Raw genomic sequence first — 25,630 nt, 5'->3', positions numbered from 1 at the left:
CTTAATAGCTATACGTAGCGGTTAGCGTCCCACCGGCACTCCGGCTCACCCGCTGAATGGGGTAATTCTGCTCGTTATACGTGTAGACGAAGGTTTCCCGGCTGATTTCACTTCCATCTTTATAGCGCACGATTTTGGTGCCATAATTACTGACCCGGAACGTAACATCGGGCAGGTAAGGGTAGGTAGTCAGCAGGTTTTCGACGTGTTTTCCGTCGTCTACGTAGTTTCCATAATGAGTCGTCGTCTCTAAAGCATAGTTACCGGATGCCGGACTTTTTACGAACTGGGAAACAACGCGCAGGTTGCCCCGACTATCGTACTGGTACGTTTGTCGGGTTTCCTGTAGCCCGTTAAACCGATCTTCAGTATCAACCTGAAGCAATTGATTCGTCGGCGAGTAGCCATATTGATGTAGCTTCAGGCGTTCTCCGGCTGACGAATATTCGTCTGTCCGGGCCACCTGATTACCCTCGTAGTGATACTGCACGTAGCCGCCCCCCACGATGTTGACTCGGTTCAGGCGCTGGTCGGGGCCGTACAGAAACTGGTACACTGTGCGCTGCACCCGACCCGTACCCTGGTTGGCGAGGTACTGGCTGGTGTACTCCACCGGCTTGTCGGCGGCATCGAACTGAATCTCCTGAAAATCGGTATTGGACCAGGCGATTTTCAGGGTTTTAAACACCCTGACTGTCCCGTCAGACGGAGTACCGGTTGAGCTGCCCGGTTTTGTGATCGTTGAATCACGGGGCGGAGTGCCAACCGTACCCGACTCTCTGGCCGGGTCAACAGGATGGTGGCAGGCTGCGGCCAGCAAGGCTATTAGAAGCGCAAAAGCTATTTGAACAGGAACCGCAGCATAGCCTACGAATTTGTGCGGTCTTAACTGTATGGCGAAGGACGTTGCGTGGAGCGAAACGGGTACCGTTTTCATGATGAACTGAATCTGTTTTAGTGTAGTAAATAAGGTGTTTGACGGTTGTTTTCGGATCACCACCCGGTAGGCAGTGATCCGAAAAAAAGAAGACTACTCACTTCGTTTTATAGTAGCGCAGCTCACCACTTTCAAAACAGGTTTTGCCATTAATCGTGGTAAGCGAGCAGAACCAGTTAACGGACGTTTGGGGATAGAGTTTAGCCGACTCGACATCATGCGCGAAGACATCGTTGTTGTACACCTTGCCGTTGGCCGGATAGAATTTAAACTGCATGTCGCCATTGTCGTCCAGGTCGATCTCATACGTGCCATTTTCTTCGATGCGCTGGGTATCTTCCGAGGTGTAGGTGTTGGTGGAGGCCGTCACAATACTCCAGCCCGTCCCATCGGCATTGATGTGATATACCGATCCAAGCGACCAGGCCGGCACGGTATGCCCGTTACGACTGACGATATTGGTGCCGCTCACGCTGGTGTACATCCACTCACCAACCATCTCGGCGGGTACGGGTTTGCGGGGGCCGCTGCCGTAGTCGCCGGGCCGAACACCATCACCCGGCTGGCAGCTCATGCCAACCAGCAGCAGTGCCAGCGTAAGCAGGGTTGTCCAGGGAGTGGCCGAAATCAGTTTCTTCCCGAAGCGGCTGGAGGTTACCCCTTCGCAGGCAGCGGCTGTGTGCATGCCGCTCAACATTAAATTTTTCATGATAGTCGTCCGCAAAAGCGGTTGTTTGATAGTATTGGTTGTTAAAAGAGTTCCGGGCAGCCGGAGCGGTCGTTTGACCGGACAAACGTAGGGAGTAACTGTAGGCCCGGAAAGGCGTGTCGGGCCGAATTGCGTATATGTCCATCTCAATCGACAGAATTGAATGCCGAAAAAAAGTCGCAACGGGTTTTCAAACCGGATTGGGTCGGCTACCGCTAAAACGCCGATGAGTTCGAAGCGCCAGGTTTGCACCCAACGTTACGACCTCATCGGCGTGGCGGGAAAAAAGCACTGGTTTATTTACCCATCCATTCTTTGAAACGCGTCAGTTTCTCCCGACTCACAACGACTTCTTTATCCGTGTTTGGCTTGAGTTTTAGGGCAAGCCGGTTGCCAAAATACGTCTGAACCTGATCGACACTCGCTATCGAGACCAAAAACGACCGGCTGATGCGAAAAAACTGCGTGGGGTCCAGCATTTCCTCCAGTTCATCTAAACTATAGTCCACGATCATCTTTTTGCCGTCGGTCGTTCGGATCTGATTCAGGCGGTTGTCCGAGAAGAAATAAGCAATCTGGCGCGTATCGACCGACAGCAGTTTGGCCGAATACTGAACCAGAAACCGCTGTCGGTACTCTTTCGGCAGGAGCTGTTTTTGTAACTCCTTCACTAAATTTCCCATCATTACTGACGTCTCTGCACCGGTTGGCGAATGGGGGGCTTTCTGTCCAATAAATTTGTCGAGTGCAGCCCGGAGCTCGTCTTTCTGAACCGGCTTAAGCAAATAGTCGATGCTGTTGACCTTGAAGGCTCGTATGGCATATTCATCATACGATGTGGTAAAGATGACCGGAGAATCGACTGCTATCTGCTCAAAAATCTGAAAGCTTTGCCCATCGGCCAGTTCGATGTCCATCAGAATCAAATCGGGCGTTGATGGCTGGCCGGGACCATTCGCGCGGAGCCACGCTACCGTTTCGCGAACGCTGCAGGTAACGGCTGTTACCGTCGCGGTGGGTTCGACGCTGGCCAATGTCTTGATAAGTTTTTTGGCCGCCATGTCTTCATCTTCAACAATCAGAACGTTCATAGTGAATTGACTTTAAGAATAGTACGGATTGGCAACACTACCCGCCACGATGAGCGGAATGGTAACGGCAAATTCATCGGCCGTTTCCTCAACCAGAATGTCGCCCTGATTGAGCAGCCGGAATTTGGTGGCGATGTTTCGGAGACCAACTTTTGTAGAAGGCAGTTGCTGAGGTTTCTTTTGCAGGTTATTCTTCACTGTCAGCCGCCCATCGGGCTGCGTCGCGACCTCAACAATCAGCGGCTGCGTTTTATCAATGACGTTGTGCTTGACCGCATTCTCGATGAGCAGTTGGAGGGTTAATGACGGCAGCAGGTAGGTTTCATAGGGCGGCTCAATCGCTACCGTTAACCGGAGGTTATCGCCATACCGGGTCTTTAGCAGGTGGAAGTACGACCGAATAAACTGGAGTTCTGTATGCAGATCAGTTAGTTCGTGTTCGTTGGAACGCAGCAGGTAGCGGTACACTTTGCAGAGTTCATTCAGAAAGTCCTCGGCTTTTTCGGTATCCTCGCCAATCAGATAAGACAGGGTATTCAGGCTGTTAAACAGAAAATGGGGATTGACCTGTTGCTTCAGGCTTTCCAGTTGGGTTTGGAGGTTTTCTTTTTTGAGAGCTTCCGCTTCTTTTTCTGATTTGAGCAGCCGGTTGAAATTATAAACCGCTTCCTGCACGCCGATAATGAGGCCACTGAACAGCAAAGCGCCGGGCAGGGTCTTCATGAAGGCTTCCTCTGGATAGGGCGTATGATAGTTTATACTATTTACGGCTGCCATATCAGCCCAGTCGATTAGCACAGAAGCCAGCCAACAAACGGGCAGGATGAACAGAATGCGCTTACGAGTTTGGTAGAGGTGTGGATACCGCCCCCGAAGCCGAATCAGTATCCAGCGGAGCACTTCCCAGGTGACGGTTGCCAGGAGCAGAAACTCAGCCGAATATTTAAGCGTATCGAGATTCAGCGGTTTAGCGAATACCCGGTACGACAGTACGTCGAGCAGCCACAACAGGCTAATGCCGCTCAGGCGAATCCATCGATCATTAACCTCGTTCATGTAACCTACAGGCTCATTGGTTCGTATATCAAAGCTAACCAGGGTTGGTCATAACCCAGTAGGTGTCCCCGGCTGAACTGCGTAAAAATAGGGCTGAACTGCGCGAATATGGGTCCCAACAACCGAAGACCATAAGCCTCTGGATGACCGGTCAAAGGGTCGTCGGTTAGTTCTTTTCGAATTTCATCTACTAACTGTTGCTCAATTGGTAGATGAAATTGATACTTACTGGCAAATAATTGGGTATTATTTTCTGGAAGCGTATACCGGACTACGGTATCATTTTTATCCGCACACAACAAAACACCAATCGTGGGAAACTACCCGGAAGGCGCCAAACGTTCAACTAAACCTCAACCCGGCCAAAAACACTGAACGATTAAAGTGAACCGTTTTATTGGACGCAAAAAGGCTTGTTTTCGGCTACTTCCTGCCTAACCGCTGTTCGTTTAAATGTCTAATTGCGGGTGGGACTGGTCAGAATGTGAACGGGGTGTGAAACCAAATTTTATTCCCTTTGCAACCCCGTATACCGATAAAATTACCCGGCAAGAAAATCGCGCCAGTTAAGCCTGAGAACGGCCTTTTCTTATCAGTGGGTGTAGGACAACGATCAACCGTTTTGAAAGCCGGTCTGATACCCGTGAGAAGCCCCATCCCTGCTGGCGGTAAAATCAAAAGTGCTCATACCAGCCAAAGTGCTGCTGAATGATTCTCATTTTATTTTCCCTGAGGTAAGTCAAAAATGCCTGCGCCACGGGAGAGAATAGCTTGTCTTTATGCCAGGTAAGCATCCAGGTCGTTTGAAGGGGCAGGCCAACGACAGAAATAATGTGTAAATCGTTGTTCATCAATTCATTCTTCAGCCCAATCAATGGCATTATAGAGTACCCCAGGCCAGCCAGCAGTGCCTGTTTAACCGCTTCGTTTGAAGTGAGTTCCAGCCGCTTTTGCACAATAAGATTGCCATCTGCAATAAACTTTTCCATCATAGACCGGGTGCCGGAACCTGCTTCCCGGTAAATAAGGGGGAGCGTTTCCAGCAGAGCCGGGTTGTTATTGCCCTGGCCCGTTTCATCCGGACAAGCCCCCACCAAGTACAGTTTGTTGGGCATCAGCACCAGATGTTGTACAGCGAGCTGCTGCGGCAAAATAGACACCAGCGCAAAATCGACCTCGTTGTTGTTCAGACTATCAACCACCTTTTGCCGGTTCGTCACGTCCATCGACAGCTCAATGCCGGCGTGCTGCTGCATAAAACCCGACAAAAAATAGGGCATCACGTACTTCCCCGTCGAGACAACAGACAGGGTTAACTTTCCGTACAGAAGCCCTTTGTAGGCCAACGTTTTATCATTGATCGCCTGAACTTCGTTGAGTACTTTTTGGGCCGCCCAGGCAATCTCGCGCCCGAAATCGGTCAGGTGAATCCGTCGGCTAATGACTTCTGTCAGGGGAATGTCAAATTGATCCTGAAAGTTTTTCAACTGAATCGACACCGCAGGCTGAGTTAGATGGAGTTCTTCGGCCGCCCGGGTGATACTCAGGGTTTGCGAGATTTTGACAAAGACGTGTAGTTGGTGCAGCGTGTAGTTCATAAAAAATCCTTATGCTATTCATCAAATATATAAATTTTCACTTATACTAATCTCCTCACACCTTTGCAGCACATCTTTCATTAACTAAGTAAATGACCAGAATAACCGTAGCGAAGGGCGATGGCATCGGCCCTGAGATTATGAATGCCACCCTCGCCATTCTGCTGGCCGCCGACGCTCAGATCGAACTGGATGAGATTGAAGTAGGTGAGCAGGTCTACCTGGCCGGAAACATGTCCGGTATTTCGACTGAATCCTGGGAGGTAATCCGGCGCAACCGGGTGTTTCTTAAAGCACCCATTACAACCCCCCAGGGGGGCGGCTACAAAAGCCTCAACGTCACGATTCGGAAAATGCTGGGGCTTTATGCCAATGTACGGCCCTGTATGAGCCTGCATCCGTTCGTTAAAACCAAACATCCCGGCATGGATGTGGTCATCATCCGCGAGAATGAAGAAGACCTGTATGCCGGTATTGAACACCAGCAAACTGACGAAGTCGTCCAGTGCCTCAAACTGATCAGCCGACCTGGATGCGAAAAAATTGTGCAGTACGCCTTTGCCTACGCCCGGCAGTATGGCCGTAAAAAAGTTACCTGCTTCACCAAAGACAACATCATGAAACAGACTGATGGCTTGTTTCACCGGGTATTTGACGAGATAGCCCCGAACTTCCCCGACATTGAGAACGAACACTGGATTGTAGACATTGGGGCCGCCAAACTGGCCGATACCCCACAGGCCTTCGACGTGATTGTGATGCCCAACTTGTATGGGGACATCCTATCGGACGTGGCGGCTCAGCTGGCGGGGTCGGTGGGGCTGGCGGGGTCGGCCAATTTAGGTCAGGAGTGCGCCATGTTTGAAGCCATTCACGGCTCGGCTCCCCGGCGGGCCGGACAGAACATGGCCAATCCGTCGGGGTTATTGCAGGGCGCTATTATGATGCTCAATCACATTGGGCAGGCCCATGTTGCCGAGCGGGTGCAGAATGCCTGGCTTAAAACCATCGAAGACGGCGTGCATACCTACGACCTGTATGAAGAGGGCATCAGCCGACAAAAGGCAGGAACAAAGGAATTTGCCCAGGCTGTGATCGCCCGGCTTGGACAGCAGCCGATGACCCTGACACCGGTGTCCTACCGGCATACGAAGGTTCTTGACTTACCGGCCTATGCCCGCAGGGGGGCAGCCCAAAAAGACCTGTTGGGGGTGGATGTGTTTGTCCACTGGCCGGGTAGCGATCCGAATGAACTAGCTGCGCTGGTGGGTGAAGTGGCAACGACCGAACTGCCGCTGAGCATGATTACTAACCGGGGAATAAAGGTGTGGCCCAACGGCTTCCGGGAAACGTTTTGCACCGACCACTGGCGGTGCCGTTTTCTGCCCACTCACGGGGAGCCCATCGATAAGGAGTCTATTATCAGCCTTTTATCGAGAGCCTTTGCCAACGGTATCGACACGATTAAAACCGAAAATCTTTACGCCTTCGCCAGCAAACCTGCCTTCTCCATGGGGCAGGGGCAGTAGCCAATGGGGGCTTACAAAAAATAGCCCTACCGCTTTTAGTCAGGTGTCGTTTTTCATTCAACTCATTTTCTCATGAAACTCCAATTAATCAATGGGCGGTTCAGCCCGCAGGATGCCTTAGCTATTCTGACAAAAATGACCCATGTCAAAGTGAGCTACCAGGAAGAGCAGATAAAGGCTTCTGATCGTGAAGAGGATATTAAATCCCGCGAGAAGCGCATTAAAGAGTTACAGCGAAACCTACAGGAAGCCCGGGAGCACATTGCTGCCAATGGCCGGCACAGCGTAAGTTTACAAGCCGAGATTGTACTGACTGTTGATGAACATACCCCATAGCCCCTGAAAAAGACCTGGCTACTGGCTAGGCGTTCGGAATTCAGGAACGTCGTTTCGGGCTGCGTCATTGATGACGGCATCGCCGGTCGACGACTGGTGTTTGGTTCTTACCCTGTTTGCTGCTTTTGGGTCAGGTAGCCCAACTAATAAAACTCCCTGCTTAGGAACCATACCCGGTGCTTTTGCCTCTGACAATCTTTCAACTCATAACAAGCAGAAAAAATGAATAAACTTGACACGTTAACCTTAATCGAGGGTGATTTCTCGGAAGAAGAAGCCAGGGAGATTTTACTGAATATTTTTTCTTTCAAAATCAATTTCCATCGATTGAGAAATTTCAGTTCACAAGAACGGTTTGGAAAGCACGATGAAATCGCTCAAAAAAGGATTCCCGAATTAAAAAAGGAAATAGAAAAAGTGTTGCAGGTGGTTTCAGAAGCCAAATCAAAAAATAAGAGATTGATAATTACGTCAGGAATAGATATCTATCTGTCGGATGATTAATTGAGAGAGTCGGGTTTATCGGCACTCCCCTTGCAATTTTTGTGTAATTCTCTCCTTCAACTTGCTGCGGGCTTTTATAGCCCAGCGACGACCGCACCGGCGGACCGGCCAAACCTGCCTGGGAGCTGTATCGCCCTATCAATAAGTAGATTAGGATATCTTTGTAGGCGCGGTGGTTGGAATCGGTGGTGTGAGTTGCTCAATGTATTGAAAGCGGCTGGGCAGGTCGCGAATGTGGTCTTGCATAGTTGTCAATTTTAGGTGAAAATTGACAACCTATATCAGGCTAAGACACTCTATTGACACCATTAGCAACACCAAAGCCCGACAGCTTACCAGCCGGGCTTTGGTGTTGCTAATGGTGTCAATAGAGTGAGTTGTGTTAGTAATGGTATTAGGAGAAAACAAAAAAGCACTTAACATTACCTGCTAAGTGCTTGATTATCTATAGTGGGAGTTGACGGGTTCGAACCGCCGACCCTCTGCTTGTAAGGCATAACATTGATACTAATTATAACTTGTTATCAGTTGTTAATTCTACTGTAAATCAGTGAGTTATTGGTATTGGGTTATTGTCGTTTGTTGTGGATACAGTATTATTTATTATATTTGTTTAAACCACTGTTTAAACCAGAACAGCCGGTTTAAACAGGTTGGGTATGGCAAAGACAACAGACCACAAGGAAGGAAAAGCAACCGTTAAAGTTGTCTATTATACGAGTAAGACAATAGCTGACGGGAGCCACCCGTTTATGGTTCGCATCACAAAAGACCGGAAATTAAAATACATTGCAACCGGCCTAAGCCTAAACCCGAAGTTCTGGAACCCGCAGAAAAAAGAGATTCGCAAAAGCTACCCTGAACCCTACCGCGAGGAGTTGATAAGGAAGTTGCGGCAGTGGGAACACAAGTACAGTAATGCCGCTGATACCTTAGCGGATGCCGATGAGATACACGACGCAACCAGCGTGGCCAGCAAGGCCATTGAAGGCCGCAAACAGGCCCGTAGCATTACGCTACTGGCTTACATTGACCAACTCGCTACGGCAATGGTTGCAGCCCGGCAAAAGGGAAACAGCATAATTTATCGAGACCTTAAAAATCAACTTGCTGACTTCCTGCACGAATTACACGGCTCCCAAAAGAAAGACATTCCCTTTGGTGACGTATCAGTACGATTCTGCAATCAGTTAGAAAACTTTTTCCGTGGACGGGGCAATACAGACACGACCCTAAGCAACCGTTACCGAACCCTACGTGCTGTATTTAATAAAGCCATTGCCGAGGGAGTAGCCAAACCAGAGCATTACCCCTTTGCCCGAAACGTAGCCGAAAAACATAAATTCAGTATCGGCAAGTTTGACATCTCAACCCAGAAACGGGCCATTAGCCGGGATGACGTTCGTAAGGTTGAAAACTTTATACCAACAGGTTCGGCTACCGGTCAGTGGGCAGGCATTAAGAATGCAGCTGAGGTCGAACGGCTCTCACTGGCAAGGGCCATATTTCTATTTTCTTTCTATTGCGGGGGGATAAACTTTGTTGACATGGCTAAACTTCGCTGGCGCAATATCACCACCGATGCCGAAGGCTTTGCCAGGCTGACCTACATCCGACAGAAAACAGGCGGTAAGTTTTCAATTCGGCTGTTAGGTCCGCCCCTTGCTTTGATTGAGCAATACCGCCCTGACACTAACAACGACCTCGACAGTTACGTTTTCCCTATCCTGAACACCAAACTGCATCCCGCGCAAAAACAGGTTGATAACCGACTCCATAAGATTTTAGGTCAGGTGAATAAAGACCTTAAACAAATTGGCGAACGGGCCGGGATAAAAACCCCGCTGACTACTTATGTTGCCCGGCACAGCTTCGGAAATATCCTACGGCAGAATGGCACGGCTACGGCTGTGATTAGTCAGGCAATGGGCCACAAGACCGAGGCTGTGACTGCTATCTACCTGGATTCATTCGCGTCGGAAACCGTTGATGCTGCCTATGATGGGTTGCTGTAATAACACGTCTATACTCGTTTATCATGTTGGCTGAGAATCATACCATACGAACCAAGTTCTTTGAAAAACTTCATGGACTACAGATAGACCTACGGTCTGAACTGGTGTTTTATCCAGAACGAATAACCGCGCTAAACGGGTGGAAGGAATTGCGTTTTTACTGGCTATACTTCGATAAAGAAAAAGACGCTGGCGAAAATCCATTTGCTAATGAGATTGAGCAAAATCTAAGCCAGCGAGGAGAAGAATACCTGCAGTCTTACAAGTCACAGTTAAGGCGATTATTAAACGAGCAGGTGTGTCCCTTGCAAACTATTGTCGCCAATGAGATTGAAGAAGTAAGGAGAATGACAAGTGATATACCCGACCGTTGGTACTCGGTCATGATAAAAGGAAAAGAAGAATTGACAAATGATCGCTTAATTCCAAACGAATACCATGAACTGTTGCTACTATTTGCCCAAGACCTGAAGGTCATTGCCCGGACTGTTACAACGGCTTTAGGCGAACCGGTTAAGTTGTCAGTACCGGATAATATCCCGCTACCCGGCACACCCGCCACCGATCAGAATGCAACGGCTACCGCGCCCACCTCAACACCACAGGAAAACGACAAGCCGAATGAAGCGGATTCCCCTCCAGACTGTAAAACCCTATTTATTAAAGAAGCCCAGAGGGAAGTAATAAAAAGACAGTTAAGCTTTGATTTAGATGAGACTAATAATACCCGACTATCAGACCTGTTAGAACTTGATCCGCCTACTGAGAAGATTCACAGTAAAACCAAAGCGAAGGTATTAGCTAATTACTTCTGCCAAGTCTATGAAGCTGGACATATTAATAATGTTGATTACACAAAAAACGATATAGGAGAATGGTTAGCCTACTGGTTTGTTAAACCGAACGGAAAGCCATATACAGCAGAAACGTTTAAGGACTATCTACACATGAAAAAGGAAAATAAGAAGCTGAGCAGTGAAAAAATGATGGATAGAATAGTTTACCACCCGTAGTCCGGTTGCAAATACGGTTCATCCGGTTTTTGACTTTATCGTTGGTAGATGATTGATAATTAGTTGTTTATCATTCATACTGCCTAACAGGAACTCGGACACTTAATCCGGTTTTTTGGTTTTGTTTTCATTTGCTGCTGTAAAACCAAGCACAGTAAGCAATGACCAACTACAACGAATTATTCGATAAGCGCTTGTCCGTTATCGAAAACAATCAGCGCGAAATCTTAGCCAAACTCGCCGTAAGCGCCCCTGTTGCTGATGAAATAGGAGGAATCGAGTTAGCCGAACAAATTACCCGGCTCAGCAAAGCAAGAATCTACACGCTCGTTTCGGAGCGAAAACTGCCTCACAAAAAACGGGGGAACCGGCTCACATTTCGACGTTCCGAATTATTGCAATATTTGGACGAGGGGAAACGTGAAACGATAGGAGGTCCTGACGCATGAACACGGCCTTACACCATCTCAACCGCCTTGCCGACGAAGCGAAGGCCGCAAAATACCCGTCCGTTCGCGCCAATTATATTCCAAAATCCAAGTTTGACGACCGCACTGCCAACGGATTAACATCGTGCGTTTTGGAATGGCTAAAACTCAATAGCCATTTCTGCGCCCGAATCAATACAGGCGGTATTTACGATGAGAAATTGAGGAGATACCGACCATCTGGCGCAACGCTGGGTGTACCTGACGTTATCGGCTGCATTCGCGGCCTGTTTATTGGCATAGAAATTAAGGTCGGCTCCGAAAAACTGAGTGCAGAACAGAAAGACGTGGCCCGCCAGATTGAGTCCTCACCCGGTTATTTCGTAGAAGTTCGATCATTCGAGCAACTCTATTCCTGGTACGAAAACCTCACCCGCCCGCCGTTCGCTTAACTCAAAAAAACGGGCGTCACACCTACCAGAGCGGACACCCGTAAAAACCTAAAAAGACGATGCAAGTTAATCAGAATCAAGCAGATACTCAAAGCAAAATACCCAGTAAATTCACCGCAGGCAACGGCTCAGTCTGGCTTCTACTTGATTTTCGTTCGGGCAAACCCTACTACGAATTTTCTAACGAGGGAGCGGCCAAAAGTCAGGACCGAAGTAAAGGCCGGGCAAGAACGATGGTGGAAGCAACAACGGTCTACAAATCGGCCCAATCAGAACAACAAGGCGGTAATAAGCCCGTTGATGAACCCGCTGAAGAGGTAAATATTCCCGACGGTGACGACTTTAACAGACCAGTATACGAGGGAGAAATTACAGCCGAGGATTTATTGAACCGGAAGGCCGAAGAAATGCCTTGTCTGATTGGTAAGATAATGCCTAAAGTCGGCCTTGCCGCTGTTGTCGGTAGTTCAGACACGGGAAAGTCATCACTACTCCGGCAGTTAGCCTTTTGTGTTTGTACGCAAGATAATTTTTTGGGGCATCTTGTTAAGGCCAAATGGAGAAGCGCAATTTTTGTCAGTACCGAAGACGATGAGATGGCAACGTCTATTTTGCTAAAACGTCTGAACAAATCGCTTCGCGTGAATCCGGCTCATGGTAATGGCCTGCGATTTATTTTTGATACCCACGACTTATTAAAACAGTTAGACAAGCGCCTAACCGATAATCCCGCCGACCTGGTTATCATCGACGCATTTGGCGACCTCTACACGGGCGATGCCAACAAGTCAAATCAGATACGCCAGTTCTTGCACGATTACAGCCAGCTTGCCCAAAAGCACCAATGCCTGGTGCTGTGGCTCCACCATACAGGCAAGCGTACTGACGATGATGTCCCGTCAAAACACAACGCAATCGGTGGGCAGGGGTTTGAAGCAAAAATGCGCCTGTTGATGGAGCTTCGGAAAGATTATCACGACCCCGATAAAAGGCACCTCTGCATCACAAAAGGAAATTATCTTCCAAGCGAGTATAAGGAATCCAGCTACGTACTAACGTTTGAAAACTTTCTGTTTCAGGATACCGGCGAACGCGTACCGTTTGATCACTTGGCCAGGCCGAAGGAACCTAAAGACCCCGACGCAGAGGGCAAGGCCAAATACGCTCAAATTCAGGAGGCCCGAAAGAGCGGGCTTGAAGGGCAGGCCCTGGCCGACAGGTTGGGCTGGACAAAAGGGTATATATCGAAAATCGAAGCGCGTTTTGGTCCTAAAACTGATAACGAAGCTAAAGTTTCCTAAAAGCTTCCTGTAGGAAACTATTGGAAACTCGCTAAATAAGCCTTCGTGGGTTCAGCAAAAACAGCAGGAAACTGTGTTAAAATCTCTCCAATCTAAGGCGTTGATTTTCAGCACATAAAATAGTTTCCAGTTTCCTGCACACTAAGGGATTTGGAAACTGGAAACTCTGTTAAAATCGGTCCTGAAATTATGGTTGTTATAGAAAGTTGTCTGAATGTTGTCGTCAGTCGGTGTACTAATTATTTTGCTAAAAGCACTCCCACCGACATAAACCTGTACGAATGGTTGACCGACTGCACGTATGTTGAAGAGGTGGAGCGGATTCGGGACATGCAGACAAAAGAGGAACGTGACAGGGCCAAGAAAACACTTCCCGTTGTTTGCCCAAGCGGAACGTTCAGCCATGTCGAGAAGGAAAGTTTACTGAACCACAGCGGACTGATTCAGTTTGATTTAGATGAAAAGGATAACCCCCACTTTACCGATTGGCAATTCCTGAAACGACAGCTTGCTAAAAATATAAACATTGCCTACTGCGGCTTATCCGTTTCAGGTCGGGGTATTTGGGGTTTAATTCCCGTTGCTTATCCTGACCGGCATGAGCAGCATTTTGACGCCTTGAAGCGGCTGTTTAAAAACCGGGGGTTAACTATTGACAAATCCTGCCGGGATGTGAGCCGAACGCGCGGCTACTCAGTTGACCCTACGGCCTATATTAATCATTCTGCTGTGCCGTTGGCAGTATATGATGAGCCGGTAATAGAGCTGCAGCAGGACTTTAGTTACAGCTCTGATGCAGATAAAGATCGGCAACGGGTTGAGGTTTGTATAGGGGAGGTACTGCGACGGGGAACGTATTTAGGGGAAAGTTACGGCGAGTGGTACCAAGTCGGGTGTAGCTTGGCCAATGCCTTTGGTGAATCAGGCCGGGATTATTTTCAGCGAGTCAGCGAGAATTACACGAATCACCAGCACAACCCTGATAAGCAGTTTACAGCCTGTTTAAAAGCCAATTCAAGGGCTACGCTGGGAACATTCTTCTACTACTGTCAACGAATCGGTATCGAATGGAAAGACTTGCTTCCTGGTGTCTCCCAATGGCAGGAAAAGCCGCAACAATATCAAGATACGCGGGTTTCTAAACCGGCCAATCGAGAGTCAATGCCCCGCGCTCTCTTCGCATGGGATGCTGCTAAAACACTTCGCTTCATTCGTGGGGCGGTTATTCCTGATGGATATGACGAACATATCTGGCCACCCGAAACAACGATTTAATTACCCATAGCGACTACAATACCCAACCATAACACGCAGTAGGGTCAAGCCGCCGGGCCGTTACTTTTACCAATTTCTGGGTTGACCCTTTACCTCGCAACTTTCAGCCGCCACATCGCCCTCTATTTCGCCAGCACTTGCTTTGTACAACTGGCCCGCGAGTCTTTGTATTTCTGCATCGCTATAGGGTCGATCTCGAACATTACCGGATTGGTTTGCATCTCTAATAATTCCGCTTCGGAGAAGTGCCTCTGCTCGTGGTAGGGCCGACCCAAGTGCAAACCCTTCGGTGAGTTGACTGGCGTGCTGGATTTCTTCTTTGAGGTACGAGGTGATTTCATCAGCATTCGGGCTTAGGTCTACAAAGTTACCAAACTCGGCTATTTACTTCCCTCTCGCTGACTTGATCATGGTCGAGGGGAGGTTATAGGTGTATAGTGACGGGCTTGAACGCTTTTGGATTCAGAAAATACGTATCCAGTGATTTGCCTTTAGCCAGCAAGCCCGCATCAATCAGCTCACCCGTTGCGTGGGAGAGGTTAGGCCGGGACATGGACACTAATCTCTGAATGTCCAGTTTGGAACAGTGACACAGGCCCGTCGTCGGGTCGTGCCGACTCGCCAGAATCATCAGTACCCGGATGGCCCTGGCCGATAGAGCACATATCTGGGACAGGGTGTACTCGTCGGGTTGGTAGACTGTCGCACTACAAGCCTGCTTTGCGCTCACATACGGGTTTGCATTGTGGCGTAGCTGGTAAGCCGCGCTTCTGGATTTGTCTATATGTACCATATATCCGCCTGATAGGTAAGTAAATGTAGCTATTGTACCATTATGAGACAATAGGCGAAGAGGAAAACAGGCAATGGTTAGTCCCCATTACTTTTAACCCTATTAATCTCACATAGCAAACAACCAACCTGCACTACGCTGATTAGTAGCACTACGGATGTGTATTATACCGCTCATACTGTACTGCGATAGTCGGGTCGCTTTGCAGTTTCGTACAAAATCCGTCACTTGGGTTATATTTTGTTGAATCGAGGCTTTAAGTAATCATAATGTAGATTATAGAACAAGTGGCTATTGGTTGGATGGGTTAGGAAAAACCGTCAGAAACAAGACGTCTTTCCTAACTCTAGTCCGCCAAGCTATTCCATACTTCTTATCCAAGTAGGTAAACACAACTTGGCTGTATTCTCGTAGACAGCTATCGTCGGCTGGCCTTACACACCCAAAATCTTCGTACATGAAGCCAAACTGTTTCTCGATAGACGAATCTTCAGCACGCCTAACGGGTGCGAATCCACCTTGTAGAAGCAATCTGGGTTTATCACTGGTGACGTCTTGCTGGGCTACTGATGAGTTGTAGGATACACAACGCTTCGAGCTTTGCCCAGGCACACTGCCGATGCTGGTTAACAGAAGAAGTAGGATGGTACAGACTGATCGAGCGACCATGATATGATTTTGGATAGATAACACGATTAGACAAGACGTTATACTCTCCATTAACATTTCTTAACATAAATTCAGTGGCTGTTGCAAAAGGCCCATCAGGTTAGGGGACAAGGATATCCCAAAAAGAATAGTTACCTAAGGTTTCGTTTACCAACACAAGTATTTGCAAATCTGCTTTATTGCCCTCAAACCATAAGTCAAAATGGACGAGTTGTTCATTTGAATCGTCAATATCAATAACAAGCAGGTCCTCATAAGCAGATTCTGGCGGGTCTGTCATTACGCCGGGATAAGTTGAAAGCTCATGGCTGATGTCTTCTGCAGAGCATCTTTTTATTGCACTTGCGTCCATGATAGCCGTATAATTGCCGGTGATAAGATTACTTACTATGCTGGCAAGGACTTGACGAATAAAATAGCTCATTTTAGACTATCAAAGAAACGCTTAAGGTCGCTGGGGCAAAAGTAACTCATTGAGGTCTTGATAGGTTAACAGTCTATGCTAGGCTATCATCCATCGAACCCCTCGCTGGTCAAACTTGTGCCAGCGCGCCATTACTACCAGCAATTGCTAGAAGTTGTCGATTTTAGTTTTATCAGGCCGCTATTTGAACCCTTTTATAGTGCGATTGGGCGTCCATCGATTGATCCCGTGGTGTTTGTTAAGTTGCTGTTGGTTAGTCACCTAGAAAATATCGCTTCGGATCGTAAGCTACTGGAACTGGCCAACCTGCATCTGGGCATTCGCGCCTTTTTAGGCTATGACATCGAGCAGACTTTACCCTGGCACAGCACCCTCTCCCGCACTCGCCAACGCATCCCGGTTTCTGTTTTTGAAACTTGCTTCACCCATATTGTGGGTTTGTGCATCCACAAGGGACTCGTCAGTGGCCATACTCAGGTGGTTGATTCGGCCTATATCAAAGCGAATGCATCGATGAGTCGGCTAAAGCCAAAGCCTTCCATCTGGTCTTCTGAGGTAAATCGTACTACGTTAGGGAAACCAGGCACTCCCCGGCTAACCACTACCGCGGATCGCTTACAGCACATTCACCGTTTTCATACCAATATTCAGAAAGCAGCCCTTAATAAAGCAGGGCAACTCCTGAGCAATCTTACCCATTATAGCCCCACTGATCCCGATGCCCGCATTGCCTTCAAGACGGGGAAGCCTCGCCAGTTAGCCTATATGACGAGTGTAAGCGTTGATGCCGCTCAACATGTGATTACCCCTATTCAGGCAGGCTCTGCCGACCGTCGCGATAGCCGCAACTTACTACCCATTGTCGATACGACTCAGGACCGCTTAAAGCGTTTTGGCGTAGTCATGAGTAACATAGTGGCTGATGCAGGCTATAGCTCAGGAGAAAACTATGAACTATTAGAAAATAGGGGATTGACCAGCTTCATTCCTCCTCATGGCGAGTACAAAGACGAGCGGTCAGGTTTTCGCTACGATGCCAAGAGTGATAGTTACACGTGTAGTCAAGGCAAACGATTAGCTTTTGATCGACTGGTCGTTGATAAGCAAGGCAACCCCAAGAAGCGCTACATGGCTAAGGCATCCGATTGTAATGGTTGTCCCATTCATGAGCAGTGCAAGGGTAAAAAAGCCAAGGAAAAGCGACTCCATCACACATCCTATAAAGCCTATTATGAGCGAATGACGAATCGGTTATCGAGCCGATTAGGCAAGCGTATGATACGGCTTCGGTCAGCGACAGTTGAGCCGGTTTTGGGTAGTCTGATCAATTACTATGGGCTTCGTCAAATCAATACTCGGAGCCGCGAAGCTGCGGCTAAAGTGATGTATATGGCAGCTATGGCGTACAATCTGAAGAAGTACCTACGCTTTACTCCCGTTGAACAAAGCGGAATGGTAATCGCTCTACCAATACCTGATCAGTTTTATTTTATACTCATCTACTTTTGCAACAGCCACGGTCATTATACAACAGTTAATGGGTAGATTGACCTTTAATACTTTATACTTTAGTTCTCATGAGAAGCATTCTACTGGCTGTTTTTTTGACCCTGCCTTACTTTATTTTCGCTCAGACGAAAGTTACATACCTACTTCGAGTCCAAGGCGATACAGTTCGATGGGAATTCAACGCTAACAACTCGGCCGCAGTTGTGCGATTCTCTAAAATGGATTCCGTCGATAATTACAACGCTCCCCAAAAGCACGAAGGCAAAGTCTGTTTTTTTGTGTTTGCCACAGGAAACCAAAGAATTACCGTCGAGCATAACGGTGGTAAACTTCCTTCGCAACGCATTGCTTTGACTGACGGGACAAAGACAAAGTACATACAAGTAAATTTCTCCGGCTCTCTGACTGCACATTACCAACCGACTTATCAACGACGATTTCGAGGTACAGTTACTTATGAGATTCCAGAAGCCTATGAACTGGCAAACATTGCGATGGCTCTGACGGAAGAGGGCCAGAAAGATGTCAATATGACTGAGCAGTCTGGTGAGTACTTCTCGCAAGTGAAACAGTATTTTGCTCCATTCTCTAAACACCCTCTAATTGTGCGGTTGAACGAACGGTTAAAACAGGACGGTTATAATTTTTATTATGGCACCCGCGAGAACGCATATGCAATGGAATTAACTAAAAGCGGCCAGCTTGCCAATCGGGGGGTGTACGAAAATATCTATCCAAGAAGTAACGATATGGCTGAGCACCCCGACCAGTGGGGTGATTTCGTCAAGAAGTCAAGCTTTCAAAAATTCTACACGAATCATCAGCCATTCTATCAGAAAGATATTGCTGATGTAAGTCGGTTGCTACCGGTTAAAAAAATGCAAGATTGGCTCGAGGTTCAGTTCCCCGGTATTCGCTACGATGGTCAGCGGGTGGTGTTTTCACCCTTAATCAGCGGCGCGCATTCAGCACAAAAATTTACCGATCAGGGTTATCAAGAGAGCTTAATGTTCATCTGCGATGCTAAAGGTTTCGACCGAAGCAAACTTACAGAACCACAAATTGAGGGGTTGTACTCAGGCGTTGTCTTTACCGAGATTGACCACAACTTTGTTAATCCAGTCAGCGACAAAAATCTTCAGGCTATAAACGATACTTTTAGTGATCGTGAAAAATGGGTAAGGAAAGGCGATGCTGACAATTACGGAAGTGCCTACGAAGTCTTCAATGAGTACATGACCCATGCTGTACATCTACTATACATCAAAGATAAGTACCCACTTGAGGTGTATGAGTTGGTGCGTAAAGCGCGTGTTAAGCTCAATGGTTCTCAGCGTGGCTTCTATAGATTTGAAGCATTCTTAGACGAATTACAACGGGTTTATGAAAGTCGAAAGTCAGGGGAAACTGTATCCGATTTGTACCCAACAATGTTGAAATGGGCGAAGAACGTACAATAAATAACCTTAGAGGAATTGTATTTTAAGGAGTTTTGGTTGCGCTTGCATTACTACTTTACTTCTTATCTAAGTCTCTTAATATATTCATAATTATAAAAGGGACACTTAAAAAATACATTCATTGGCTAAAGTTTTGAATGTTCATTTATTGTACTTTACCTTTTTACAGGTCTATAGTGATCGTTCTTAGAGTAACGTTATAACCCTCAGAAGCTTTACTTTTGAACTGGATTAAAACCACTACCCTGTAATGCCGAGTTGTACCCTTCAGATAAATCCACTTCTAATAGCTCTGTTAACGCTTATAGTCGGCCAAGCACAAAGTCAATCAATCGTTGAACAACAAAGCTTTGCGGTTCGGGGGGGGACTGAGCGGTGGAATCGATTTAGGCGTTGGGTTCAAAAAGGATTACTGGACTTGCAACAAAATACTGGACAAATCTTTAAGCAACATTTTGCAGTTGCCCATTATAATAGTCAAAAGGGGAAAGATAGCCCAGCGCCGAATGCCTTCTCTGACGATTGTACCAAATCTCCACGTATTCAAACACTGACTGCTTAGCTACCGCTCGGCTTTGAAAAACTTGCTGATAGACCATCTCTGATTTCAGCGTCTTAAAAAAACTTTCCGCTACGGCGTTATCCCAACAGTTTCCTTTACCGCTCATACTTTGCAAAACAGTCGGGCATTTTTTTAGTAAGCCCGTAAACGCATGACAGGCATACTGAACTCCCCGGTCAGAATGAAAGATGAGCCTTCCTTCGATAGGGCGGTTTTTAACGGCCATTTTCCAGGCAGGAATAGTCGTTTCAGCCGCCTTCATCGATGTACTTAATGACCAGCCTATAATTCTGCGATCATATAGATCCATGACAATCGTCAAATATAGCCAGCCTTCATTTGTACGGATGTAGGTTAAATCGGACACCCAGGCTTGGCCCGGTTTTACCGGATTAAACTGGCGATTTAAGTGATTTTCTGCTACTGGGTAGTCATGCCTTGAGTCTGTAGTAGTGACCACATATTTTTTCTGAATGACACTTTTCAAATTAGCCTTCTTCATCAGTCTGGCTACGCGGGGCCGGGATACGCTTACACCTTGAGCGACAAGATCATGGGTGATTTTCGGACTGCCGTATCGACCTTTACTGCCGGTAAATGCGGTGTTTATTAACTCCAGGATAGCCTCATTTTCTTTCGCTCTTTTAGCAGGTCGTTGGGCTATCCAATAATAGTAGCCACTGCGGCTTACTTGTAGCACTTTGCACATCGTCTCAACGGGGAACTCACGTTGGTGAGCCTTTATAAATCCGAATATTTCCCACGGTCCGCCGCGCGGTCGCTCCTGGAGAAGATGCCGACCGCCTTTTTTAGTATATCGCGCTCTAATTCGGCCTGTTTAAGCTCCTTTTTCAGACGTACTATTTCTTGTTGTTCTTGACTAACTTGAGACCGGCTACCGGCTCCGGTGTTTTGAGAAGCCACTCGTTCCCGGCGCCATCGGGTTAGTATCTGTGGCGTAATGCCCAATTCATCAGCGGTCACTTTCAGAGAGCCTTTGGCATCGGCCAACTCCACTGCCATTCGTTTAAATTCCTCATCGTACTGCCTCCTGGTTTTCATAGTTCACTAAGTTAGATCATGCTTAACTTAATGTCCAGTTAAAGGTAGCAGGTCCATACCTCAATCCTAGTCTTACTTATTATGAGCTGACAAGCCTCACCAGAAAAAGGTCCCTGCTGATTGGATGGACAGCTCGATTAAGGGCATTTTATGGTAATAACCTGGCCTATTACACAGCTCCATCCCGGCTTACTCGGGTTCAAAATATTGATACTGTTCAGTTTAGTCACCTATCACAGACCTCGCTAAATTTAGGTATTCGGGCCGAGTGGAATTTGGGTAGATTTCAACTTGGAGCCAGCATAGACTTACTGGGTTTCAGTTTTTTAGGACGTTCCCGAGTGGGTAGAGTCTATTCGTCTACTGGTCTTTTTAATCACACAGATTCCTTAGGTCAAGCCATACAAAAGCCCTTTCAAGGTCAAGATGTCTTTCAGTCCGCATCGCCCACACGAGTCAATGTGAAGCTTTTAGGCGATCATGATCGCGGCATGTTAACCACGGAGATATATGGGCGCGTTTACCTAGCAGCCAATACTGCTTTGAAAGTAGGTTATCAATGGTTGACCACTGAAATGGCTATTGCCAACCCAGATCAAGTAGCTAATAACAATCGTTTTCGTAATCGGATCGGTTTACCCTACGTTGCCTTAACGTTCCCGCTTAATCCTTGGTAAACACAATAATGCCTATCCTGATTAGGTAGGCCAAACGTCATATTATTCTTACACTAATTTTATAACTCAGATTATGTTATGTGAAATAAGATAGAAGAGAATGCCCTATTATATAAGCTTAAGATCTTAGAATTATTTAATATCTTCTTGCAAAATTAATCCTGAATCCTTTTTTAAAAGATAGTGTCGGTATGTAGGATTATTAAGATAGATGTTAAGCCAGAATTCTTGTTCTGTCACTTCATTTACCGTAATAGGGCTAGGGCTGTAACTGATTGGTTGCAAGTAATTAGCGACAAGACGATAGTAGTAAGTCCGTCCACGCTTAAAATGAATATAGATCGTTTTGTTATTCTTAAGCTTAAACCCTAAACTATCCGCATCAGTCTCAACTAAGACATAGCCCTCACTTCCACGTTTGCCAATTTCAATCGGGCTATCTGGATTTAAGGTAGTTCTCAGTTCATATCCGTCTCCAGTCGATTTTAATTGATGAATATAAATTTGAGCTAAGGCAGAATTTTGCGCATAAATTAGCTGAGCACTTAACAGTATGCCAGCCATGAGTAAGATGATTGATTTCATAGTGAAAAATCCAGTTATATAAGTCCAAATATGTAAACCTACCCGACACCCAAAGCCGGTGTGAGGGCACCTTTACCCCTTAGTGGTGATGTCGTCTTGGCTATTGGATTGAGCCAGTAGTCAGGCGAAGGACCACATTCGGCAAGAAAGCAGTTCGGAAACGAACGGTAAGTTCGTTAGGTACTCCTTCAATCAGAGACAATCCTTCGAGCGGTGGTTGGTGTCTACAAGGGAGCAAACTTCTGTACCTTGGGTTGCCGTATACGCGCCGATTAAACTGGCAGATAGACACTAAAGGTAGACCCCTGACCGGGCTGACTGGTGGCCGTAATCGCTCCGCCATGATTGGCTACTACCTTTTCACAGATCGCCAGGCCAATGCCCGTTCCCGAAAACTCGTTTTTGCCATGAAGCCGCTGAAAAACCTGAAAGATGCGATCCAGATATTTCTCCTCGAAGCCAATCCCGTTGTCACTCACCTCAATGTGATGATAAGCAATAGCCTCACGGCTCGGCTTTAGGCCAAGGGGTAACGTCTCAGCGGCTACCCATCCGGCACTTACTCGAACCACTGGGGACCCAGTTGGCTGGCGGAATTTAAGCGCATTGCTCAACAGATTCTGGAATAGCTGCCTCAGTTGAGAGGGGTCCCCTTGCACCGTTGGTAGGGAACTGACCTCGACCACCCCACCCGTCTGCTGAATAAGCAACTCTAAATCAGTCAGCACCCACTCAATCACCTTATCCAGGGGAACCTTGGTGGGCGTGTTCTGCCCCGTGGAGATGCGGGAAAAACTCAGCAAGTCCCGAATCAGCGTTGACATCCGACTGGCAGCCGACTGCATCCGGGTTAAATAGTCAACGCCCTGGCCCAACTGATCGCTAAACTGGCTCTTCAGCAGATCACTAAATTGTTGAATCTTGCGTAAGGGCTCCTGGAGGTCATGGGAGGCAATGTAGGCGAACTGTTGTAGGTTCTCATTGGAACGCTGCAAATCCTGAATCGAGACTTGCAACTGCTCAGTGCGCTGCTGTACCTGCTGCTCTAAGGCCTGAGCATTTTGCCGCAGGGCTTCCTGACTCTGCTTCAACTCGGTGACGTCGAAGACAAGGCCTGAAAAACGAACAATGCCCCCTTGTTCGTTGAGAATCGTCTTGCCTTTGGCATGCACCCACCGCTCACCATTATCGTCGCGTAGGGTCCGAAAGATGATGTCGTGCACTCCGTCACTGTGGGGTCCCAAGATCCGGGTATTCGCCTGACGGACTTGCTCCCGATCATCCGGATGGACTCGTTCCAGCAACAGATTCGCAGTAACGGGCGCATCGGGGGGAAGGCCAAACAAGTGCTTACAGGTCGCCGACCACTGAGCGGAGCCCGTCACCAGGTTATAGTCCCAGGTTCCCATCTCAGTTGCCTCAATAGCAAAGGCCAACTGGTCCTTATTCTCTTGTAGGGTTTTGCGGGCTTCGACCTGGTCGGTCACCTCGTACGCAAACACTAAAATACCATCGGTTTCCCCCATTTGGTTAAGAATGGGTTGATAAATAAAATTAACGAATACTTCTGTTTTGACGCCCCCTCCTTTGTCAACCGATAACGGCAGTTCCTTGCCAATAAAGGCCTCACGGCTTGTAAACACCCCATCCAGGAGTTCAAGAAAGCCCTGGCCTTCGATTTCAGGCAGGGCTTCCCGGACTGGTTTGCCCAGCAGATCGCGTTTGCCTACCAACTCCAAATAGCCAGGATTGGCCAGTTCAAAGATGTGTTCAGGCCCGCGCAAAAAGCAGTGGGCGGCCGGAGCCTGCATGAAGAAATCGTGTAGCCGCTGCCGTTCCTGTTCCGTTTTTTCGTGAAGGGCCTGTTCGGTTAGTCGTCGCTCGGTGACATCAATACACGAACCGGCGTAGCCCCCAAACGTGCCCTGATCCATATACCAGGGCTGCCCCGCCACGGTACACCAGCGGATTGCCCCATCCTGACGCCGAAGTCTAAAGTCAATGGCGTAGGGCTGCCGGGCGGCTACGTCGGACAGGAACTGTTGAGCGGCTCGCGCTTGATCCTGCTCTAGAATGGAAACGGTCCACCCCCCGCCCAGGTGAGCCGCGAAGGGTCGGCCGGTCCAGTCAATCCAGGTTTGATTAACATAGGTGATAGCTCCCTTCGCGTCGGACATCCACAAGGCAACCGGCGAAGCCGTCATGATTGCCTTGAAAATACGTTCCTTTTCAAGCAGTTCTTTCGACTGGGCGCTAATCTTGGCATCAAGCCGTTGGTTTTTTTCCAGCAACTCTGACAAACTAACCACAGGTTGGCCATAGGTTTCCCTTTGTTGGGGATGGGCATTCTCCGATGCTGTTACCTTCTCTTCGACAACATTCAGCAGATTGACCAGTTCATCTGCAATTTGCTCTATGCGAATCAGGCCCTGACGGGCTTCATCAACCCTTCCCTGCTGATAAAGGATAATCAGGTCACGGGCCGTAGTATGAATAGCGGCATGGACCTCTTCAAGGGTCTGCACTTCGGATATACCCTCATGAGCAATCAAGGCATGGCTGTAAATCCAGCGGCCAACCGCACAGGCATATTGGGATAGAACCGTCGACTGCTCCTCCGGCATTTCGTCGTAAAGGATTGCCCGCAGGCGGCTTTTAAAGAGTAAGTGATTGGCTTTGGCCTGCTGGAAATCAAGGTGGCTAACGGACATTGGCTTAGATTTGCACCGGATAAAAAGCGGTTGACCAGCGCGAAGATACTTTTCCTGAAGCGAATTCTAACGATTAGCGTTGCGGTACCGTCCCTGCATAGATTTCCGGCAGCATCTCACCCACCCAAATCCTGTATCCGCCGATCAACCGACTGATTAAGTTCTACTTGTAATTGCCGCAACTCCTCTACGGTCGTTAGGTAGCTTGGAATAGGTTTCTTTCCCAACGACGACACTGTATCGGTTGCCGGCAACAGAGAGGTAGGGCACCTTAGGGACTTGCCCCTGTTGTTCGCCAATCGTTATGGATTTATAAGTAGACTATTAATTTTTTGATTCCATTTTTTTTGTTCTGATCGATTTCGCGAATGATTGGTTTCCTCATCATATTGCAAGTCCATCTGATTCGCTTCAGCTAAAATCGATTTAAAAATCAGGTTGATCTTTTCAACGTAATTGCTCTTTAATAGAATAGTTGACTTGATTACCTTGTTAAATCTTAACGCACATAATTGACCTATATTAAAATGGCCTTGTTCATGTTGGAGTAGTTCATCAGTTTTTTTATCTGGTTGCACCCAGGAAGTTCCTTTTAAAGAAGTAAACACCTGCCAATCAAGGTTAACCGTATCGCCATGAACCGAAAGTACTTTATAGGTATAATTAACTTGCCAGTAGGTCGTGGCCGAGTACTTCGAATCAGCCTCTACGGGGCCGCTAAAATCCTCCCAGCTTAACTTTCCGTTTGCAATTATTTTGTTAGCATATACGCTCTGGGCCTTACTGGCTATACCAATAAAAGCAGTTAAAAAGAGGGTAGTGGTAAGATAGCCGCTGATGACTTATCTTAGCCCGATGATAAGCGAAGTTAAACAATACACCTGCTCCCGCTGTGGTAGTGTCAATTTACGCAAAAACGGGCACTCGGCCGAAG

At 47.6% G+C, this 25,630-nt stretch carries 25 protein-coding genes; 11 read left to right on the top strand and 14 right to left on the bottom strand.

What is annotated here, in order from left to right; all coding sequences use genetic code 11:
• Window position 1 precedes the first annotated feature (1 nt).
• The 6 genes from ACYVI1_RS25715 to ACYVI1_RS25690 all read right to left on the bottom strand — a co-directional run bounded on the left by ACYVI1_RS25715 (window position 2) and on the right by ACYVI1_RS25690 (window position 5,391).
• The gene (locus ACYVI1_RS25715; protein ID WP_460913833.1) at window positions 2-937 is read right to left on the bottom strand and encodes a hypothetical protein; all 936 of its coding nucleotides are present in this window, start codon (window positions 935-937) and stop codon (window positions 2-4) included.
• Window positions 938-1,034: 97 nt separating this feature from the next.
• Window positions 1,035-1,646, bottom strand: coding sequence for a hypothetical protein (locus tag ACYVI1_RS25710; RefSeq protein ID WP_460913832.1), 612 nt, complete (start codon window positions 1,644-1,646; stop codon window positions 1,035-1,037).
• Window positions 1,647-1,942: 296 nt separating this feature from the next.
• Entirely contained in the window at window positions 1,943-2,737 is a 795-nt protein-coding gene (locus ACYVI1_RS25705; RefSeq protein ID WP_460913831.1) for a LytR/AlgR family response regulator transcription factor, read from the bottom strand.
• 12 nt (window positions 2,738-2,749) lie between these two features.
• The gene (locus tag ACYVI1_RS25700) at window positions 2,750-3,793 is read right to left on the bottom strand and encodes a sensor histidine kinase (RefSeq protein ID WP_460913830.1); all 1,044 of its coding nucleotides are present in this window, start codon (window positions 3,791-3,793) and stop codon (window positions 2,750-2,752) included.
• Between the two features lie 5 nt (window positions 3,794-3,798).
• Entirely contained in the window at window positions 3,799-4,104 is a 306-nt protein-coding gene (locus ACYVI1_RS25695) for a PDDEXK nuclease domain-containing protein (protein ID WP_460913938.1), read from the bottom strand.
• 363 nt (window positions 4,105-4,467) lie between these two features.
• On the bottom strand, window positions 4,468-5,391 hold the full coding sequence (locus ACYVI1_RS25690; RefSeq protein ID WP_460913829.1) for a LysR family transcriptional regulator: 924 nt from the start codon (window positions 5,389-5,391) through the stop codon (window positions 4,468-4,470).
• A 92-nt stretch (window positions 5,392-5,483) separates the two neighbouring features.
• Here ACYVI1_RS25690 and ACYVI1_RS25685 point away from each other — a divergent pair, with 92 nt between their 5' ends.
• The 9 genes from ACYVI1_RS25685 (at window position 5,484) to ACYVI1_RS25645 (ending at window position 14,244) form a co-directional block, all read left to right on the top strand.
• On the top strand, window positions 5,484-6,920 hold the full coding sequence (locus ACYVI1_RS25685; protein ID WP_460913828.1) for an NADP-dependent isocitrate dehydrogenase: 1,437 nt from the start codon (window positions 5,484-5,486) through the stop codon (window positions 6,918-6,920).
• A 72-nt stretch (window positions 6,921-6,992) separates the two neighbouring features.
• On the top strand, window positions 6,993-7,256 hold the full coding sequence (locus ACYVI1_RS25680) for a hypothetical protein (RefSeq protein ID WP_460913827.1): 264 nt from the start codon (window positions 6,993-6,995) through the stop codon (window positions 7,254-7,256).
• A gap of 222 nt (window positions 7,257-7,478) precedes the next feature.
• Window positions 7,479-7,760, top strand: a complete 282-nt coding sequence (locus tag ACYVI1_RS25675) for a hypothetical protein (RefSeq protein WP_460913826.1) — start codon at window positions 7,479-7,481, stop codon at window positions 7,758-7,760.
• 659 nt (window positions 7,761-8,419) lie between these two features.
• Window positions 8,420-9,775 carry a site-specific integrase gene (locus tag ACYVI1_RS25670; RefSeq protein ID WP_460913824.1) on the top strand — a complete coding sequence of 452 codons (1,356 nt, stop codon included), beginning with the start codon at window positions 8,420-8,422 and terminating at the stop codon, window positions 9,773-9,775.
• A 23-nt stretch (window positions 9,776-9,798) separates the two neighbouring features.
• Window positions 9,799-10,788 carry a hypothetical protein gene (locus ACYVI1_RS25665; protein WP_460913823.1) on the top strand — a complete coding sequence of 330 codons (990 nt, stop codon included), beginning with the start codon at window positions 9,799-9,801 and terminating at the stop codon, window positions 10,786-10,788.
• Window positions 10,789-10,949: 161 nt separating this feature from the next.
• The gene (locus ACYVI1_RS25660; protein WP_460913821.1) at window positions 10,950-11,237 is read left to right on the top strand and encodes a helix-turn-helix domain-containing protein; all 288 of its coding nucleotides are present in this window, start codon (window positions 10,950-10,952) and stop codon (window positions 11,235-11,237) included.
• Window positions 11,234-11,668 carry a VRR-NUC domain-containing protein gene (locus tag ACYVI1_RS25655; protein ID WP_460913819.1) on the top strand — a complete coding sequence of 145 codons (435 nt, stop codon included), beginning with the start codon at window positions 11,234-11,236 and terminating at the stop codon, window positions 11,666-11,668. Before ACYVI1_RS25660 ends, ACYVI1_RS25655 begins: the two co-directional genes overlap by 4 nt.
• 59 nt (window positions 11,669-11,727) lie before the next feature.
• Window positions 11,728-12,969 (top strand): AAA family ATPase, encoded by a 1,242-nt coding sequence (locus ACYVI1_RS25650; protein WP_460913816.1) that lies wholly within the window; start codon window positions 11,728-11,730, stop codon window positions 12,967-12,969.
• Between the two features lie 150 nt (window positions 12,970-13,119).
• Window positions 13,120-14,244 (top strand): BT4734/BF3469 family protein, encoded by a 1,125-nt coding sequence (locus tag ACYVI1_RS25645; protein WP_460913815.1) that lies wholly within the window; start codon window positions 13,120-13,122, stop codon window positions 14,242-14,244.
• A gap of 122 nt (window positions 14,245-14,366) precedes the next feature.
• On the opposite strand, the gene ACYVI1_RS25640 is transcribed toward ACYVI1_RS25645, so the two are convergent.
• From ACYVI1_RS25640 to ACYVI1_RS25625, 4 genes are all read right to left on the bottom strand, one after another.
• Complete coding sequence (locus ACYVI1_RS25640; protein ID WP_460913814.1) at window positions 14,367-14,585, bottom strand: hypothetical protein; 219 nt, start codon at window positions 14,583-14,585, stop codon at window positions 14,367-14,369.
• An 83-nt stretch (window positions 14,586-14,668) separates the two neighbouring features.
• Complete coding sequence (locus ACYVI1_RS25635; RefSeq protein WP_460913812.1) at window positions 14,669-15,037, bottom strand: hypothetical protein; 369 nt, start codon at window positions 15,035-15,037, stop codon at window positions 14,669-14,671.
• Between the two features lie 291 nt (window positions 15,038-15,328).
• Window positions 15,329-15,706, bottom strand: coding sequence for an FEKKY domain-containing protein (locus tag ACYVI1_RS25630; protein ID WP_460913937.1), 378 nt, complete (start codon window positions 15,704-15,706; stop codon window positions 15,329-15,331).
• A 100-nt stretch (window positions 15,707-15,806) separates the two neighbouring features.
• Entirely contained in the window at window positions 15,807-16,130 is a 324-nt protein-coding gene (locus tag ACYVI1_RS25625; protein WP_460913810.1) for a DUF7668 domain-containing protein, read from the bottom strand.
• A 75-nt stretch (window positions 16,131-16,205) separates the two neighbouring features.
• Between ACYVI1_RS25625 and ACYVI1_RS25620 the strand changes: the two genes are divergently transcribed.
• The gene (locus ACYVI1_RS25620) at window positions 16,206-17,675 is read left to right on the top strand and encodes an IS1182 family transposase (RefSeq protein ID WP_460913808.1); all 1,470 of its coding nucleotides are present in this window, start codon (window positions 16,206-16,208) and stop codon (window positions 17,673-17,675) included.
• Between the two features lie 32 nt (window positions 17,676-17,707).
• Window positions 17,708-19,099 (top strand): DUF4932 domain-containing protein, encoded by a 1,392-nt coding sequence (locus ACYVI1_RS25615; protein ID WP_460913807.1) that lies wholly within the window; start codon window positions 17,708-17,710, stop codon window positions 19,097-19,099.
• A gap of 443 nt (window positions 19,100-19,542) precedes the next feature.
• On the opposite strand, the gene ACYVI1_RS25610 is transcribed toward ACYVI1_RS25615, so the two are convergent.
• The 4 genes from ACYVI1_RS25610 to ACYVI1_RS25595 form a co-directional block, all read right to left on the bottom strand.
• Window positions 19,543-20,723, bottom strand: a protein-coding gene (locus tag ACYVI1_RS25610) for an IS3 family transposase (protein WP_460913805.1) whose coding sequence is annotated in 2 segments (ribosomal slippage) — window positions 19,543-20,474 and window positions 20,474-20,723 — 1,182 coding nt in all. Because the reading frame shifts where the segments join, the coding sequence is not laid out codon by codon here.
• Between the two features lie 809 nt (window positions 20,724-21,532).
• Entirely contained in the window at window positions 21,533-21,985 is a 453-nt protein-coding gene (locus ACYVI1_RS25605; protein ID WP_460913804.1) for a hypothetical protein, read from the bottom strand.
• Between the two features lie 272 nt (window positions 21,986-22,257).
• Window positions 22,258-24,696: a PAS domain S-box protein gene (locus tag ACYVI1_RS25600; RefSeq protein ID WP_460913803.1), complete on the bottom strand. Its 2,439-nt coding sequence runs from the start codon at window positions 24,694-24,696 to the stop codon at window positions 22,258-22,260.
• A 302-nt stretch (window positions 24,697-24,998) separates the two neighbouring features.
• Window positions 24,999-25,448 (bottom strand): DUF922 domain-containing protein, encoded by a 450-nt coding sequence (locus ACYVI1_RS25595; RefSeq protein WP_460913936.1) that lies wholly within the window; start codon window positions 25,446-25,448, stop codon window positions 24,999-25,001.
• Window positions 25,449-25,630 lie beyond the last annotated feature (182 nt).

The sequence above is a fragment of the Spirosoma areae genome (assembly GCF_054781775.1).
Note: the sequence above shows the minus strand (reverse complement) of the source record. Positions and strands in the feature narration are given on the sequence as shown.